Genomic DNA, 15,431 nt, shown 5'->3' on the forward strand with positions numbered 1-15,431 from the left:
CTGACGAGGGGCGGGGGGATGGGGAGGGGGAGGGGGAGGGGGAGGTGACGGAGGGGTAGCGGGTGGGCGGCGGCAGGAAGTGTCGCTTGCTTAACGAGGGATGCGGCGTAAGGTTTGGACGCGGGATTCCCCCGGGCAGGCCGTGGGGAGTGCCCCCCGGGCGGACCCGGCGGGGTTACCGCCGCAGGAGAGATGAATGCGGGAGTTTGTCCGCCGACACGGAGTGAGCATGAGTCCACAGCCGCAGCCTTCGCCCCTCATTGCGGGGAGCGTCCTCCCCATCAAGCGGGCGGAGGAGCTGTTGCAGACGTTGCCCGGGGTGATTGCGGCGCGGATCATCTCCAGCGACACCGGGGCGGTGGACGAGATCCACGTGCTGACGACGGCGGAGCTGACCCCCAAGCAGACGGTGCGCAACATCGAGAGCGCGCTGATCGCGCACCTGGGGATGCGGGTGGATCATCGCAAGATCTCGGTGGCCACCAGCCTGGAGCCGCGGCGTCCGGTGGCGAGCGGGGGGCAGCCGGCGGTGGTCCCCGAGGTGCCCCCGGGCGCGCCCGTGCTTGCGGCATCCGGCGGGGCCGCTCCCGCGTCCGCCGCCGTGGCGGGGGTGGGGGGGGCGGTCGCCACCCCTCCCGACGGCGCCCCGGCAGTTGCCGTCGAGGCGGGGGGCGACACGCGCCCCTTTTATTTCGACGATGTGGAGGTGCGCCGCTCGCGCGCCAAGGGGATTACGTGTCGGGTTACGCTCGCCAAGGGTGATGCGTCTTACAGTGGCGAGGCGGAGGGGATGGAGAACGAGCGGTCGCGGGTGGAGCTGGCGGCGCGGGCCGCGCTGCGGGCCATCGTGGAGGGGGAGCCGGGGGTGAAGGCGCTGGACCTGGCGGGGGCGATGGTGGTGCCGGCGTTCGACCGCGAGTTCGTCTTCGTGGGGGTGACGGCGCAGCAGGCGCGGGCCAGCGTGCTGCTGACGGGGAGTTGCGAGGTGAAGGACAGCCCCGAGACGGCGAGCGTGCTGGCGGTGCTGGACGCCACCAACCGCTGGTTGTCGCGCAAGTAGGCGGAGCCGGCGCTGGATGGTGCCGGCGTGACCACTCCAACGGCAGGCGTACCACACGGATTACTAAAGCAATACAACTGAGGCCCCCGTTCCCGCGAACGAGCGAAGTAGAGCGGGAACACCAGCAGTACGAGCGGAGCCAACCTTAGATCTCACGCGTGCCAGTCAGCAGCGGCATGACGTCGAAAGGGAGGTGACGCTGGTATGGACTTCGTCCAGTGGTTTGTCGGAGTTCTCTCAGGCATCCTGACTTGGAACTAAGCGAGGGGCGGGGGCCCCTTTCAACTTGGCGATATCGCCCAGAACGGGAGTAGATCGTGGTCGTAGCGCCCGGCTCGCAGAATTGAACGCGCACTCCCGCCCCCGATATCGAATCGCGGCACTCGAGTGGAAAAAACTACGCAGAGACTCAAACCAAGGCCTTGGAGTCGACTCATCGAGCGGGTAGAGCCTTCTCCCACGAGTCTTGGCAGTACGCGAAGGGCGACGCCAGTGGTCGCAGTGACGGCGGCTCTGGCGATTGTCACGTTCGTGGTTCTCTGGGCTTCGATCGCTGCGGAGCCGAGCGCGAAGCTCGCGCTCGGAGCGACGTTGGCGGCGATTGGCGTTCTGGCCGACTTCATGGCGTTCTATGCGCAAGGGAAGAGCGTTGTCGGGTCGATCGCGCTCATCCCACTATCAAGTGCCGCGCTCTTGGTCCCAGATCACCGCGGGTTAGTACTTATCGTACTCGCACAGATCATTACCGAGGTCCACAAGAAGCGACCTGCGCTCAAGTTCGCATTCAACGTATCTCAAGTCGCGCTCGGATTCGGAATCGGAATACTCCTTTTCCGACAATTCGGCGGGATGCCGTTCGGCAGCCTGTTGGGCGAGAGTTTCCTTTCGGCGGCATCCGCAATCCTCGCGCCAACGGCGCTCCTGGTGGCGAGCGTGATGCTCATCAATACGCTCAGCGTGAGTGCCGTCGTCGCTGCTGTCTCCGGTCAGAGCTTTCTACGGTTGTGGGTCGACGGAAACAAAGCCACCGCCCTCTTTTCGATCTTTCACGTCATCCTGACGTTCTATACCAGCTGGCTCAGCCTAAACCTCGGCGTTCTTGGCGCTGCTGGTATGGCGATTCCGATGATCGCGGTCAGACAGCTCCTTCGAACGACCGCCGAACTCACTGGCGTGACTGAAGAGCTGCTTGATCTGATGGTTGCTGCTATCGAGGCGAGAGATCCGTACACATCCGGACACTCGAAGCGGGTGGCAGAGGCTTCACGAATCATCGCGAAGGCGTTGGGCCTGAACGCCGAAAAGGTCGAGCGTGTCGAGGTTGCTGCGCTACTGCACGACGTGGGGAAGATTGATGAGCAGTTTGCTCGAATCCTTGCCAAGGAGGGGCGCCTGACTCCAGAAGAGTGGACCGTGATGAAGCGGCACCCCGTGCGTGGGGCGGAACTAGTCGGGCTGCTCACGAGTCTCAAGGACATCGTCCCCGCAGTAAGGCACCATCATGAGAACTGGGATGGTACCGGATACCCTGACGGTATCAAGGGCGACGCGATCCCGCTTGCGTCGCGAATTATCATGTTTGCTGATACTCTCGACGCCATTACGACCGATCGCCCCTATCGGAAGGCCCTCGCCGCGGAAGACGCTCGTCGAGAGTTTTTGAAGTTCAGGGGTAAGCAGTTTGACCCAACGTTGTGTGATGTTGTGGTGTCGCCTAACGTGTGGGCGGAACTGTTCGCGTGTGTGGAAACGGATCGCGCAGCACACCTCGAGCCTGCACAGGAAATCGCAACGAGTGCGGTCGCATAGCTCGTAGCCAGGCATAGCCCTCCGCCGCAAGTGACTCAGCGGCTTGTAGTGTAGTCACGACGCACCAGTCACTGTCGTGGGAAAGGAAAACGGTCCAGGCGTAAGCTCTCTTCGTCGCGCTCGGTATTCTCGCGCGATCGACTCCGCGGTGGCGATATCGCCGGTCGACGAGAGTGCGCGGCACAGGATTGTCGTATTCAGATCCTGTCGCCCCAGCCCGCCTCCCCTGCGAAAGAGTTCTTCGCAACTCTCCAAGTCCTCTCGGCAAATGGTCGACGGTGCGATCATTAGCTTGAGCGCGATTTCGCCAATGGTCGCGCAATAGCGTGTCGCGGCGAGAGGGTGCTGGAGGTGCGAAGTGGTTTCATCGGCCAATCTCGTCGCTAGCTGATTGTCGTTCGTGAGCCACGCGAACATGATGGAAGAATACCTAAGCATGATTCGCATTGCCTCCGTGCCCGAGCGAGTCAAGAGCTCTCGTGAGCGTGCCAGCTCGATCTCCGCGAGGCTCAGTTGCCCGTTCAGGAGATAGCAGGTGAGCAGCACGTCGGATGTAGCGAACGCCTGTGCGGAAAGCCTGAGCTTCTCTGCGGCCTCAAGTGATTCGGCGAGCAGCCGTTGTGCATCGGCATGCAGCCCGACTCGGAGCAGTGCGTTGCCTGCACGACGAAGTCCGTGGATGTGTAGGCGTTTATCCGTCGATCGTCGAGCATGATCGGCGTAGCGAAGTGCGAGTGCCCGGACCTTACTGGGGTCGCCAACGGCAGTATGAAACACCAGAGAGCAGAGGAAGCAGTCGGCGGAGTCGTCGTCGTCTTCGCATATTGACTGAACGGCGGAGTACGCGTCGTTGACCGCTTGCGGTTCATAGCTGTTATCGGCGACCATTGCTGCGAGCGTGGCGGCCTTCACGCGAAAATCCTTTGCGATGGCTGTGTCGGCTGCGAGCCGTAGGAATTCGGGGGCCTCTCCGGTTGTGCCGAGCGTGAACATGTTCGCTTCCGCTGCGTACAGGCAGAAGTCATCCTCGCCCGCGACGTTGCATCTCATTCGCCGCCGGAGTGCGCTTCGCTCCTGGCAGGCGGACAATACCCCATGCCAATCCGCACACAGACGGTGGGCCGAGATCGATCCTTCGAGTGCCCCCAACCGTTCTGTATCAGAAGTCGCAAGTCCTCGTGCAGTTGTGTACGCAGCAGTCGCCTCTTCGCCCATTCCGAGTCCGATAAGTCTATCCCCTAGCTTCATCGAAGCTCTGAAGGCACGTCCCGTGTCTCCCGCCTGCTCCCAGTGTGTCACGCAGTCGCCCGATAATGCGCTCGAATCATCAGCATCCGCCTCGGTCTCCAGAATCGCTGCTGCCCTGCTGTGCGCGAAAGCGATTACGGACGGCATCGCGAGCGAGATCGCAACGTCTCCGACGAGACGGTGGCGGCACCATACGAGTTGTCCCTTCGTCGACACGAGGCCGGCCTCCTCTAGTTCGTCGAGAGCTGCCATCAAGTCTGCAGCGGGAAACTCTAGTGCTTGCATGAGGCGCGCGGTTGTGGCGCGAGATTCGAGAATGGAGATCATGAGCAATGAACGCTGCGCGTCCTTGCCAAGCGCGGAATGTTGTGCTGCAATGAGTTCGCGGATAGTGGGCGGCGTTTGCTCTGGGTCCTCTCGACGCCCAAAATGCGCCGCCAGCTCAGCGAGATAGAACGGATTGCCCTGCGCCAGCGCGGCCAGGCGCTGCGCGCTGTCGTCGCTGATGTCGACTTGGTTCTTGCTGGACCACTGATACAAGAAGCGGAGTGATTCTTCACGACTGAAAGGGGCGAGGCGTACAACGTGAGGGAGGCGCGCGCAGGAACGGAAGGTGAGGATGCCGAATTCTGCTGGAAGCCTACGCGCTGCGAGCAGGAACAGCACGGGGCGAGTGCCGACGCGATCCCAGACGTCTACGAGCACTCTCCAAGTCGTCGGGTGAAGTCGCTCGGCGTCGTCGATGAAGATGACTAACGGAGCTTCTTCCGCGATCGCCGAGATGAGCTCTGCGAATGCCTGAACAAGTTGCGCGTACAGGATTTCGGCAGCGATGCCGACGAGGCTCCACACAGCGACGGTGTCAGGCATGCCGAGCCTTCGCATGTATGACAGGTGCTCCTGTGCGCACCCCAGCGCTCCCGGCAGCGTGAGAAGTTGCTGTCCGACGGACACGAGCGTACTTAGCGGGCTAAAGCTATCGCCCGCCGACGTCACGTATGTCGTCAGTGTGGCGCCGTCAAGTGCGGCGAGTCGGAGCACTTCACCTGACAGTCGACTCTTTCCGACGCCGGCCTCACCCGTGATGAAGGCCGCCCGAGACGTGCCGCTGCAGGCTTCCCGAAAGAGGGCGCGTATTGCGGCGAAGTCACCTGCGCGCCCGATGAACGGCACTTCGAAGCGCGGTGGAGAAGTCGTGTCGTCGAGCACCTCTGACACACGTTTCCGTAGGAGGCGCGCCGGTAGTTGTAGGTGTGCGTTTACGACCCCCACTTCCTCTTCGTAGTTGTCCAACAGCTTCAACGCCTCGATCTTGCTGCCTTCCAGCGCGAGCGCTTCGGCCAGTCCCATCGTGCCGACTTCGTTAAGCGGATCGAGCGCCAGGAGTGCCCGCGCGACCTGGCCCATATCGTCGAATCGCCCGCTGCTACGCGCTTCCGCCACCTCGTGCGCAAGTGCTCGACGTAGGCGTGTAGCTACACGAGCCCTCGACTCCTCTAACCAGTGTGCGAATGGCTCCCCTAGATCCGGGTCGTATGACGGGAGAAACGGTACAGCGCCCAGCCGCATCAACTCGTCCCGTGACGGTGCATCGTACAGTAGGTCGTGGACGTCAGCTTCCACTTCCGACCAGTCGAGCACCACGATGCCGGAGCGCAGTCGCAAGGGTACGCCCTGCTGCCGAAGCCTATACATCGCCTGCCGCAGGCAGTGACGGCCGTCTTCAATATCCGCCCGCGACCATATCCGCGTCACCAACTCGTCACGGGCGATGCCGTTGGGTGGACCTAGCAGGACACTGAGCAGCAGCGCGAAGTGCACGGCCGAATCTGGGGCGATTCGGGCGGAGCGCGTGTTGAAGACACACTGGCCGAAGGTGAAGGCACGAAGCACAGGAATACTCCGCGGGGAGTGCGGCACCGAGATGGCGGTCCGACTCCCCCAAAGATCGCGGCCCGCGTCACGCAGCCGTCACGCAGGCCGTACTAATGTGCATCGGGCAAGTCTTCGTAGCGACCTTACACGGCGCTCACCGCTTCAACACCAATCCCACGATCCGCTCCGCCCCCACCCCCTCCGCCTCCGCCTGGAAGTTCATCACCATCCGGTGCCGCAGCACCGTCATCGCCACGCTCCGCACGTCGTCGATGTCCGGCACCGGGCGCCCGTCCATCGCCGCCCGCGCCTTGGCCCCCAGTATCAGGTACTGCGACGCGCGCGGCCCCGTCCCGTACGACACGTACTTCCGGATCTCCGCGTGCGCGTCGGGCTCGCTGGGACGCGTCGAGCGCGCCAGCCCCACCGCGAACTTCACCACGCTCGGCGGCGCCGGCATCCGCCGCACCAGCCGCTGCAGCTCCAGCACCTCGTCCCCCTTCAACACCGGCTCTATCGTCACCTCGCCCGCGCCGGTGGTCGACGTCACGATCCGCTCCTCCTCCTCGAAGCTCGGATACCCCACGTTCAGCTCGAACATGAAGCGGTCCAGCTGCGCCTCGGGCAACGGATACGTGGCCTCCTGCTCGATGGGGTTCTGCGTGGCCAGCACGAAGAACGGCGACGGCAACTTGTGCGTCTGCCCCGCCACCGTCACCGTGCGCTCCTGCATGGCCTGCAACAGCGCGCTCTGCGTCTTTGGCGGGGCCCGGTTGATCTCGTCGGCCAGCACCACGTTGGCGAACACCGGCCCCTTCACGAACTTGAAGACCCGGCGCCCCGTGGCGTGATCCTCCTCCAGCAGCTCGGTCCCGGTGATGTCGCCCGGCATCAGGTCGGGGGTGAACTGCACGCGCGAGAACGACAGGTCCAGCGCCTCGGCCACCGTCTGCACCAGCAGCGTCTTGGCCAGCCCAGGCACCCCCACGATCACCACGTGCCCCCCGGCCAATATCGCGGCCACGAGGTTCTCCACGATCTCCTGCTGCCCGATGATCCGCCGCCCAATCTGCGCCAGCAGCGCCTTGCGCGACGCCGACAGCTTCTTGAGCAGCTCGAGGTCGCGCTGGTCGGTCAATGCCTGCGCCTGTGCCTGTTCGGTGGTCCCCACGCCAGGTCCTGTTGTGTGTGAAGGTGGGCCGGAAGGTAACCCGCGTGCGCACCGGCTACGAGAGCCGCGCCGCGAGCGGCCCCCGCCATGCAACAGGGGGCCGCTGGAAAACGCAAACGGCGAGCCTCGCGTTGGGCTCGCCGTCACTCGGAATTCGATTGGGTGCCTGCCACGCGCATGAGTCCTGCCCGGCACGTGGCACGTGGCACGCCGCAAGCGCGCCCGTGCGACTCCTATGGTAACGAGAACCTCACGCGCTGCTCCACCGGGTGGTTCTCCGACTTGAGCGACGCCACCGCGATGTACGTCCCGTGCGCGCGCTGGGGCGTCCACTCGGCGCTGTACGACACCGTCTCGTCGGTGTCCAGCACCTTGTTCTGCAGCGTCTGCGTGAAGAGCCGCCCCTGGCTCCACCGCCACACCTCGCGCCCCACCGTGTCCATCACCACGATGTCGTGGGTCAGCCCGCTGGGAAAGGTGAGCTCCAGCCGCTTGGAGGCGTTGTTGGTGACGTGCAGGGCGAAGGTGACGGCGCTCCCCAGCTGCACGTCGAACGAGCTGGCCACCGGGGGGCCTCCGGACACACGCTTGCGGGCTGCCGGCTCGGCCGAACGTGCGCGTGGCCCGCAGGCCGCGAGGGCGATGAGGGCCGGAACCAGGAGCGTGAGGACGCGCGGCTGCATGCGCCGAGATCCTTGAGTTGTGTGGCGGAGAGGAGATCACAAACCGGAGGCGCCGCCAACATATCGACACCGGTCTGGGCCGTCAAGAGTTCATATTCCTATAACTTGAAGATCCAGCGGCGTTTCCGTCACATCGCCTCAAGCGCCACTTCTCCACGTGACGGGGGGCACAGCTTCGCTTGCGAAAAATTTCACAAACTCCTAGATTCCCCGCCCGAATGAGTGGGGATCGGCACACCCCGGCCGGCGGTCACCTGGGCGATTCGCACGACGCCCGGCTCGCCCGCGCGGCCGGGCGTTACGCCGGCGTGGGGCTGCAGTTTGCCGCCTCCATCGTCGCCTTCCTCTACGCCGGCCAGTGGCTCGACCGGCGCTTCGGGACGGCGCCATGGGGGGTCCTGGCGGGGGTCTTCATCGGCGCCTCCGCCGCCTTCTACAGCATGTACCGCCGGCTCATGGCCGACCTGCGCCGCCAGGAACAGGAGCAGGCAACAGAGCGGGCACGAGAAAAAGCACAGGAAGGCACGCGCCAGTGAAGTCGTTCGGGATGTTCGCCATCGTTGGATCTTCGGTCATCGCGGTGGCGGGCGCTATCCTGGCGACGCTGTACGGCGGCGCCGCCGAGCGCCGCGCCATCGGCACCAGCGCGCTCATCGCCTTCGTCGTGCAGCTCATCGCCTTCGCCATCATCCGGCTCTCGGCGAAGGAAAACGTCGTCGCCGGCTGGGGGGTGGGGGCCATCCTCCGCTTCCTGGTGTTCGTCACCTACGCGCTGGTCATCGTCAAGGCCCTGGCCCTCCCGGCCGGCGCGGCGATGGTCAGCATGGCGCTGTTCCTGTTCGTCTCCACCCTGGTCGAACCCCTGTTCCTGAAGACATGAGAGCGTTCCGCCCGCTCCTGACCGCCTTCGCGCTGGCCGCCGCCTCGCTCGCCGCCACCGCCGCCCTCCCGTCCCACGCGCTCGCCGCGCAGGAAGCCCACGCGCCGGCCGCCGAGGCGGGGGGAAAGGTCGACATCATCACCCCCCACATCACGGACTCCTATCACATGGAGATCCCGTCCGTCTTTCCTCCGTTCTACAAGGAGGTCTGCATCGGGCGGAAGGTGGGCGAGCACGGGTGCGAGCCGCTGTGGGAGCCGGTGCACATCGCCGGGATGACGGTCAACCTCTCGCCCACCAAGCACGTGGTGATGATGATCGTCGCCGCCCTCCTGGTGACGCTGATCCTGGTGGGGACGGCGCGGGCCCACGCCCGCCACCACCACCAGGCGGGGCGCCCCAAGGGGTTCGCCGCCGGGCTCGAGGCCATGGTGCTGTACATGCGCAACGAGGTCATCCTGCCCAACGTGGGGCCCCACGGCAACGCCTTCGTCCCCTACCTCCTCACCATCTTCTTCTTCATCCTCACCGCCAACCTCCTCGGCCTGGTCCCCTACGGCTCCACGGCCACCGGGAACATCGCGGTGACGGCCACCCTGGCCATCATGACCTTCTTCGTGGTGGAAATCGCCGGGATGCGCGCCCAGGGGGTCCACTACCTCAACACCATCTTCTACTGGAACACGGAGCTCCCGCTCTACATGCGGATCCCCATGTTCCTCATCATGTCCCCGGTCGAGATGATCGGGAAGCTGACCAAGCCCTTCGCCCTGGCCATCCGTCTCTTCGCCAACATGACCGCGGGGCACATCGTCGTCCTCGCGCTCATCGGGCTCATCTTCACCTTCGCCGGCCCCGTCTCCACCGCGCCGTTCCTGATGGCGGTGGCGATCATGATGCTGGAGCTGTTCGTCGCCTTCCTGCAGGCCTTCATCTTCACCCTGCTCGCCGCGGTCTTCATCGGGCAGATCCGCGAGGCGCACCACTAGGGAGGCGGGAGTTGGGAGACGGGGGACGGGAGTCGGAGGTGCGGATGCGCGACTGCTCCGCTTCCCGACTCGTCCAATGTCCGGCTTTCGCAGGTTGCAGGTCCCCGCGTGGCGTCGCTCACCGGCGCGGGAATCGTAGCCGGTCACCGTGACCGGTGATCCCTGTTGGGCCCCGGGGCCCGGCGACAGGGGGCGATGGATGGGTCGTCATCGCGGAGCGCTGGCTTTCAACGTTAGGCACGAGATACTCCAATGATCGAGATGTTCCCGCTCCTCCAGGTGGCCGCCGAGGCCGCCAGCAACAACCAGGGTCTCTCCCTCATCGGCGCCGGGCTCGGCGCCGGCCTCGCCGTCATCGGCGCCGGCATCGGCATCGGCAACATCGGTGCGCATGCCGTCGAGGGGATGGCGCGCCAGCCCGAAGCGGCCGGCCGCATCCAGACCGCGGCGCTCATCCTGGCCGCCCTCATCGAAGGCGCCGCCCTCTTCGGCGTCGTCGTCGCGTTCCAGATCCAGGGCAAGTTCTAAGGCTCCAGTGCCGCGGGCGCCCCGGGGCGCCCGCGCGCACACCCCTCGCCATGCCACTCCCGGCGCCCCCTGGCGCCGCCAACCGCCCGCCATGCGCCCTTCCTTCCTCTCCGCCCTCCTCGTCCTGGCCACCCCGGCCACGGCGTTCGCCGCCGAAGAAGGGGGCAAGGTCAACCTCCTCTCGCCTAACGGCGGGTTGATGTTCTGGACCCTGCTCATCTTCGTCGTCCTTCTCATCGTCCTCTCCCGCTTCGCCTTCAAGCCGCTCGTCGCCGCGGTCGAGGCCCGTGAGGCGTCGCTCGAGGCGGCGATCACCAAGGCCGCCCAGGACCGCGACGCCGCCGCCAGGCTCCTGGCCGAGCAGCAGGCCCAGCTCGAGGCCGCCCGCGCCGAGGCGCAGAAGTACATCGCCGACTCGCGCGTCACCGCCGAGAAGCTCAAGACCTCCATGCTCGAGGAGACGCGCGCGCAGCAGCAGGAGATGCTCGAGCGCGCCCGCCGCGACCTCGAGAACGAGAAGGTCCGCGCCATCGCCGAGCTCCGCCGCGAGGCGGTCGACCTGGCGCTGGCCGGTGCGGGCAAGCTGATCGCGAAGAACCTGGACGACGCCGCGAACCGCAAGCTGGTGGAAGACTTCCTGGCCTCGATCCCGGCGGCGGGGCCCCGGTAGATGCGCGAGACGACCATCGCGCGGAACTACGCCGAGGCGCTCCTGGCCCTGGCGCGCAAGGCCGGCGCCCTCGACAGCTGGGAGGCCACCTTCCAGGCGCTGGCCAGCGCCATCACCGGCGACGCGCGCCTGGTGAACTTTCTGGCCGCCCCGCAGGTCTCGGCCGACAACAAGAACCGGGTGCTGGAAAGGGCCTTCGCCCCCGTGCTCCCGCGCACGCTGCTGCGCTTCGTGCAGAAGGTGGTGGACAACCGCCGCCAGATGCTCATCCCCGCGATCGCGGTGGAGTTCTCGAACCTGGTGGACGAGAGCGAGGGGCGGGTGCACGCGCAGGTGACCGTGGCGCGCGAGGCCAGCGACGGCGACCGCGCCATGCTGGCGCGCCGCCTGTCGGAGCGCCTGGGGAAGACCGTCGTCCCGCACGTGCACGTGAACCCGGCCATCCTGGGCGGGGTGATCGTGAAGGTGGGCGACACGGTGATGGACGGCTCGGTGCGCAAGCGGCTCAACACGCTGCGCGGGAAGCTGACGGCGGGGGTTCGCTAGGTCTCCGGCGGTGCGGGTGACGCGGGCCGCGACGTCGGGCCGCGATCTCGGGCCACGATCTCAGGCGAGGTCGTGGCCCGCGGTGCGTTCGGGGGTCGCCATGAGGGGGACGGGTGCGCAACTTGCAAGGCGCAGGTTGCGTCTTGCGGAAGACGCAGCCGCTGGACGCGGAGAGCGAGGCGCGCCGGGCCGCCGGGCCGCCGGGCGCACCGCGTAAACCACACATCTGGTGTCATGACCGAGACGTTGTCGCTGACTGGCTCCACGTGCGCCACGCGCCCTCGCCCTCGCTTGCCGCGGCGTGCGGCGGTGCGTGGCGCGGCACCTCGCCCCGTGGGAGGCTCCCTCCGGGCGACCCCCGCACCGCGAGCGAGCGCATGGACGGGCGCATGGACGGGCGCATGGGCGGGCGCATGGGCGGGCGCATGGGTGAGCGCATGGACGGGGGCATGAGCGGGCGCGTCGAGCCGCGCCGGGTCCCCAAGCCGTGGGGGTACGAGATCATCTGGGCCCATACGGATCGGTATGTGGGGAAGATCCTCCACATCCACGCCGGGCACGCCCTGTCGGTGCAGTACCACGAGGTGAAGGACGAGACGGTGTACCTGCTGTCGGGGGAGATGAAGTACTGGGTCAAGCTCCCCGGCGAGAAGGAGCTGCGCGACATGGCGCTCGCGCCCGGCGATGCCTTTCGCATCACCCCGGGGACGGTGCACTACATGGAGGCCGTGACCGACTGCGACATCCTCGAGGCCTCGACCCCCGAGCTCGACGACGTCGTGCGCATCAAGGACCGCTACGGGCGCGAGGGGACCAACGCGCCATGAGGAGTGCCGCATGAGGAGCGCCGCATGAGGAGTGCCGCATGAAGGTCATCATTCCGCTGGCCGGGAAGGGGACGCGCCTCCGCCCGCACACGCACGTCACCCCCAAGCCGATGCTGAAGGTGGCGGGGAAGCCGGTGATGGACTACGTGATGGACGACGTGGCGCGCCTGGGGAACGTGGACCAGGTGGTGTACATCACCGGGCACCTCAAGGAGAAGGTCGAGGCGCACGCGCGCACCGCCTTCGGCATTCCCGGCGTCTTCATCGAGCAGCAGGTGCAAGACGGGACGGCGGGGGCGGTGGCGCTGGCCAGGCCGCACGTCGACGCCCCCGTCCTCATCATCTTCGTCGACACCATCTTCGACGCCGACCTCTCGGTGATCAACAGCACCGACGCCGACGGGATCATCTGGACCAAGGAGGTGGAGGACTACCAGCGCTTCGGCGTGGTGGTGACCGACGCCGAGGGGTACATGACGCGGATCGTCGAGAAGCCGAAGGAGCCCATCTCGAAGCGGGCCAACATCGGCCTGTACTACATCCGCAACTGGGAGCTGCTGTACGAGGGGATCGACCACGTCCTCTCGCGCCCCGCCAACCAGGGGGAGTTCTACCTGACCGACGCCTTCCAGTACATGATCGAGCGCGGGGCGAGGATCAAGGTGATCGACGTCCAGGGATGGTACGACGCGGGGAAGCTCGACACGCTGCTGGAGACAAACCGCGCCATGCTGGAGAAGGGGCGCGCGCGGGTCCCGGCGGGGATCGACCTGTCGCAGGTGGTGCACCCGGTGTACATCGAGGACGGGGTGACGATCACCGGGTCGGTGGTGGGGCCCAACGTGTCGATCGGGAAGGGGAGCGTGATCGACCACGCGCACCTGCGCGACACCATCGTCGGCGACAAGGCGCGCATCGCGCGCTGCACGCTGCGCAACTCGCTGGTGGGGAACGAGGTGCTGCTGGCGGGGGTGAGGGGGGAGGTGACGGTCGGCGACCATTCGGAGGTGCGGGGCGACGCGTGACGCGATGATGCGCGAGCCGGCCTATCCGGTACTGGTGATTGGCGCGGGCCCCGCGGGGCTGGCGACTGCGGCGTCGCTTGCTCGGCGCGGAATCCCGTATCGTCTCCTCGAGCGTGGCGACACCCTCGCGTACTCGTGGGAGCAGCTGTACGACTCGCTGGTGCTCCACACCGGGCGCCACATGTCCACGCTTCCGGGGATGAAGTACGGGCGGGGGACGCCGCTCTTTCCCACTCGCGGAGATTTCGTGCGCTACCTGCGCGCGTACGCCGAACGCTTCGGCGTGCGCGCCGAGTGCGGGAGCGAGGTGCGGGCGCTCAGGCGGTCGCCGCACGGGTGGAGCGCCACGTTAGGCGACGGGCGGGTGGTGGAGGGGAGCGCGGCGGTGGTGTGCACCGGGATCATCGCCAACCCGCGCCTCCCCGGGCTGCCGGGGCGCGAGGCGTATCGGGGGCGGCTGATGCATTCCGTGGAGTACCGGCGCCCGGCGGGGTTCGAGGGACAGCGCGTACTGGTGGTCGGGGTGGGGAACTCGGGGGGGGAGATCGGGAGCGAGCTGGCGCGGGCCGGGGCGCGGGTGACGATGCTGGTGCGCTCGGGGGCGCATGTCGTCCCGCTCACCATCGGCGGGGTCCCGATCCAGTACGTCTCCCAGCTGCTGCGCCGGCTCCCGCGACCGGCGCAGGAGTGGGTGAGCCGCCAGGTACAACGCGCCACCGACCGCCGCCGCGGCCCCCCGGTCATCCCGCGCCCCGCGCACTCGCCGCTCGACGCCATCCCCATCATCGGCTTCCACCTGGCCGACGCCATCCGCGCGGGACAGGCGGAGGTGAAGCTGGGGACCGTCGACCACCTGACGCCCGACGGGGCGGTCTTTTCCGACGGGACCAGCGCGCCCTTCGACGCCATCATCCTGGCCACCGGATTCACGCCCGCGTTAGGGATGCTGGGCGACCTGGTGCAGCGCGACGCCCGCGGCTTCGCCGTGCGGCGCGACCGGGTGACGAGCGCCGACCAGCCGGGGCTCTACTTCGTGGGGCACAATTACGATGCCACCGGGGGAATCTCTAACATCCGGCGCGACGCGGTGCTGGTGGCCGAGCGGATCGCGTGGTGCCGGCGGCGGGAGGGGGAGATGCAGCGGGAACGGGCGCGGCGGTCGGGGCGAGGAAGCAGACCTTGAAGGGAGGGCGCTCGTCCGGCGGCGCCATTCGCCTGTCGCAGCGGCGGGTGCTCGCGAGTGACGTTGGTCCCGTTTGGAGACAGGGCTAAGCTGGAGTAGCCTCGAGGGAACGCACCGTGATGTCCTGACGCTTCTGGGTGAACTCCCTGGGGGTCAGGTGTCCCAGGGCGCTGTGGGGGCGGTGTTCGTTGTAGTCCCGCTGCCAAGCGGTGAGCTTGGCGCGGGCGTCGTCAAGCGACAGGAACTGCTGCACGTTCAGGCATTCGTCTCGCAGCCGGCCGTTGAAGGACTCGATGTGCCCGTTGTCCGTGGGCTTGCCGGGTCGGGTGAAGTCGAGCTGGACGCCCCGGTCGTAGGCCCACGCTTCGAGCGCGCGGGACGTGAACTCCGTGCCGTGATCGCCGGTGATCGAGACCGGGCGTCCCACGCGCGTGATGGCCTCGTCGAGCCGCTCGGCCACCCGCGCGCCCCGGAAGCCAAACGCGGGCTCCAGTAGCACACGCTCGCGATTCCAGTGATCGATCAGCGTCAACACGCGAAACGGTCTGCCATCGAGCCACTGATCGTGTACGAAGTCCATGCTCCAGCGCTGTGCTCGCGCCGTCGGCGTCGGAGCCGCCCCTCGATGTAGCGCCATGTGCTTCCGTCGACGGACCCGGTGGCGCAGTGGCAGCCCTTCCAGGCGATACAACCGCCGCACCCGCTTCTTGTTGACCAGCCAGCCATCTCGGCGGAGCAGCACGTGAAGGCGCAGATACCCGAAGCGCGGCCGCGCCGTCGCGAGGTCGCGCAGCCGAAGCCGGAGTGCCTCCTGATCCTTCGCGCGACTGCGGCGATACGGTAAGCTCCCCTATCGGGTAGACAGCGTGGCGTAGACTTTCCGGGGTGCCTTTCGGGAGGCATCACCGATGAAGAAGTCCCGCTTTACCGAGTCGCA

The 15,431-nt window shown here is 66.8% G+C and carries 16 protein-coding genes; 13 read left to right on the top strand and 3 right to left on the bottom strand.

The window, feature by feature from the left end; genetic code table 11:
* Positions 1 to 319: 319 nt before the first annotated feature.
* The 3 genes from ABS52_18135 (at position 320) to ABS52_18145 (ending at position 5,584) form a co-directional block, all read left to right on the top strand.
* Positions 320 to 1,060 carry a hypothetical protein gene (locus ABS52_18135; protein ODT00621.1) on the top strand — a complete coding sequence of 247 codons (741 nt, stop codon included), beginning with the start codon at positions 320 to 322 and terminating at the stop codon, positions 1,058 to 1,060.
* Positions 1,061 to 1,552: 492 nt separating this feature from the next.
* Positions 1,553 to 2,869, top strand: a complete 1,317-nt coding sequence (locus ABS52_18140; protein ID ODT00622.1) for a hypothetical protein — start codon at positions 1,553 to 1,555, stop codon at positions 2,867 to 2,869.
* A gap of 2,499 nt (positions 2,870 to 5,368) precedes the next feature.
* On the top strand, positions 5,369 to 5,584 hold the full coding sequence (locus tag ABS52_18145; protein ODT00623.1) for a hypothetical protein: 216 nt from the start codon (positions 5,369 to 5,371) through the stop codon (positions 5,582 to 5,584).
* Positions 5,585 to 6,146: 562 nt separating this feature from the next.
* Here ABS52_18145 and ABS52_18150 read toward each other — a convergent pair.
* Together ABS52_18150 and ABS52_18155 are read right to left on the bottom strand one after the other, a co-directional pair.
* On the bottom strand, positions 6,147 to 7,163 hold the full coding sequence (locus tag ABS52_18150) for an AAA family ATPase (GenBank protein ODT00624.1): 1,017 nt from the start codon (positions 7,161 to 7,163) through the stop codon (positions 6,147 to 6,149).
* 233 nt (positions 7,164 to 7,396) lie between these two features.
* Positions 7,397 to 7,729: a hypothetical protein gene (locus ABS52_18155; protein ID ODT00632.1), complete on the bottom strand. Its 333-nt coding sequence runs from the start codon at positions 7,727 to 7,729 to the stop codon at positions 7,397 to 7,399.
* A gap of 335 nt (positions 7,730 to 8,064) precedes the next feature.
* Here ABS52_18155 and ABS52_18160 point away from each other — a divergent pair, with 335 nt between their 5' ends.
* The 9 genes from ABS52_18160 to ABS52_18200 all read left to right on the top strand — a co-directional run bounded on the left by ABS52_18160 (position 8,065) and on the right by ABS52_18200 (position 14,494).
* Positions 8,065 to 8,382: a hypothetical protein gene (locus tag ABS52_18160; GenBank protein ODT00625.1), complete on the top strand. Its 318-nt coding sequence runs from the start codon at positions 8,065 to 8,067 to the stop codon at positions 8,380 to 8,382.
* A gap of 11 nt (positions 8,383 to 8,393) precedes the next feature.
* The gene (locus ABS52_18165; protein ID ODT00626.1) at positions 8,394 to 8,726 is read left to right on the top strand and encodes a hypothetical protein; all 333 of its coding nucleotides are present in this window, start codon (positions 8,394 to 8,396) and stop codon (positions 8,724 to 8,726) included.
* Entirely contained in the window at positions 8,723 to 9,715 is a 993-nt protein-coding gene (locus ABS52_18170) for an ATP synthase F0 subunit A (GenBank protein ID ODT00627.1), read from the top strand. The genes ABS52_18165 and ABS52_18170 overlap by 4 nt, the downstream gene beginning before the upstream one ends.
* Before the next feature lie 261 nt (positions 9,716 to 9,976).
* A complete protein-coding gene (locus ABS52_18175; protein ODT00633.1) occupies positions 9,977 to 10,243 on the top strand; it encodes an ATP synthase F0 subunit C in 267 nt (88 codons plus the stop codon).
* A 199-nt stretch (positions 10,244 to 10,442) separates the two neighbouring features.
* Positions 10,443 to 10,913: an ATP synthase F0 subunit B gene (locus tag ABS52_18180; protein ID ODT00634.1), complete on the top strand. Its 471-nt coding sequence runs from the start codon at positions 10,443 to 10,445 to the stop codon at positions 10,911 to 10,913.
* The gene (locus ABS52_18185; GenBank protein ID ODT00628.1) at positions 10,914 to 11,459 is read left to right on the top strand and encodes an ATP synthase F1 subunit delta; all 546 of its coding nucleotides are present in this window, start codon (positions 10,914 to 10,916) and stop codon (positions 11,457 to 11,459) included.
* Between the two features lie 449 nt (positions 11,460 to 11,908).
* A complete protein-coding gene (locus ABS52_18190) occupies positions 11,909 to 12,286 on the top strand; it encodes a cupin (GenBank protein ID ODT00635.1) in 378 nt (125 codons plus the stop codon).
* A gap of 38 nt (positions 12,287 to 12,324) precedes the next feature.
* Positions 12,325 to 13,311 carry a hypothetical protein gene (locus tag ABS52_18195; GenBank protein ODT00629.1) on the top strand — a complete coding sequence of 329 codons (987 nt, stop codon included), beginning with the start codon at positions 12,325 to 12,327 and terminating at the stop codon, positions 13,309 to 13,311.
* 4 nt (positions 13,312 to 13,315) lie between these two features.
* The gene (locus ABS52_18200) at positions 13,316 to 14,494 is read left to right on the top strand and encodes a hypothetical protein (GenBank protein ODT00630.1); all 1,179 of its coding nucleotides are present in this window, start codon (positions 13,316 to 13,318) and stop codon (positions 14,492 to 14,494) included.
* An 85-nt stretch (positions 14,495 to 14,579) separates the two neighbouring features.
* On the opposite strand, the gene ABS52_18205 is transcribed toward ABS52_18200, so the two are convergent.
* Positions 14,580 to 15,074, bottom strand: coding sequence for a hypothetical protein (locus tag ABS52_18205; protein ID ODT00636.1), 495 nt, complete (start codon positions 15,072 to 15,074; stop codon positions 14,580 to 14,582).
* A gap of 57 nt (positions 15,075 to 15,131) precedes the next feature.
* Here ABS52_18205 and ABS52_18210 point away from each other — a divergent pair, with 57 nt between their 5' ends.
* Entirely contained in the window at positions 15,132 to 15,338 is a 207-nt protein-coding gene (locus tag ABS52_18210; GenBank protein ODT00631.1) for a hypothetical protein, read from the top strand.
* Positions 15,339 to 15,431 lie beyond the last annotated feature (93 nt).

The sequence above is a fragment of the Gemmatimonadetes bacterium SCN 70-22 genome (assembly GCA_001724275.1).
Classification (GTDB): Bacteria; Gemmatimonadota; Gemmatimonadetes; order Gemmatimonadales; family Gemmatimonadaceae; genus SCN-70-22.